1 rRNA gene is annotated in these 1,218 nt (G+C 55.0%); it reads right to left on the reverse strand.

Annotated features, from left to right (window positions below):
• Positions 1-1,218: ribosomal RNA gene (locus L1249_RS17370) — 23S ribosomal RNA — on the reverse strand; the annotation flags it as partial.

Genomic DNA, 1,218 nt, shown 5'->3' on the forward strand with positions numbered 1-1,218 from the left:
AGACCGCCCCAGTCAAACTACCCACCACACACTGTCCTCGATCCGGATCACGGACCTGAGTGAGAACGCCAATGATGCCAGGCTGGTATTTCAAGGTTGGCTCCACCCGAACTGGCGTCCGGGTTTCAAAGCCTCCCAGCTATCCTACACAGGCAACATCAGCGTCCAGTGTGAAGCTATAGTAAAGGTTCACGGGGTCTTTCCGTCTAGCCGCGGGTACACCGCATCTTCACGGCGATTTCAATTTCACTGAGTCTCGGGTGGAGACAGCGTGGCCATCATTACGCCATTCGTGCAGGTCGGAACTTACCCGACAAGGAATTTCGCTACCTTAGGACCGTTATAGTTACGGCCGCCGTTTACCGGGGCTTCGATCAAGAGCTTCGGCCGAGGCCTAACACCATCACTTAACCTTCCGGCACCGGGCAGGCGTCACACCCTATACGTCCGCTTGCGCGTTAGCAGAGTGCTGTGTTTTTACTAAACAGTTGCAGCCACCTGGTATCTTCGACCGGTTCGGGCTGAAGGAGCAAGTCCTCTCACCCTACGCCGGCGTGCCTTCTCCCGAAGTTACGGCACCATTTTGCCTAGTTCCTTCACCCGAGTTCTCTCAAGCGCCTTGGGATTCTCACCCTGACCACCTGTGTCGGTTTGGGGTACGGTCGCACATGATCTGAAGCTTAGAGGCTTTTCCTGGAAGCGTGGCATCAATGACTTCGACACCGTAGTGTCTTCGTTTCGTGTCTCGGCCTTAAAGGGTCCCGGATTTACCTAAGACCCAAGCCTACTCACTTTCACCAGGACAACCAACGCCTGGCTCACCTAGCCTTCTCCGTCCCCCCATCGCAATCATGTCCGGTACGGGAATATTGACCCGTTTCCCATCGACTACGCCTTTCGGCCTCGCCTTAGGGGCCGACTCACTCTGCTCCGATTAGCGTCGAACAGAAACCCTTGGTCTTCCGGCGAGGGAGTTTTTCACTCCCTTTATCGTTACTCATGTCAGCATTCGCACTCGTGATACCTCCAGCATGCTTCTCAACACACCTTCATCGGCTTACACGACGCTCCTCTACCGCTCATCCAGAGGATGAACCCGTAGCTTCGGTACCTGGTTTAGCCCCGTTACATCTTCCGCGCAGGCCGACTCGACTAGTGAGCTATTACGCTTTCTTTAAAGGATGGCTGCTTCTAAGCCAACCTCCTAGCTGTCTGAGC

Origin of the sequence: Halomonas sp. Cn5-12 (genome assembly GCF_021532545.1) — a bacterium.
Classification (GTDB): Bacteria; Pseudomonadota; Gammaproteobacteria; order Pseudomonadales; family Halomonadaceae; genus Vreelandella; species Vreelandella aquamarina.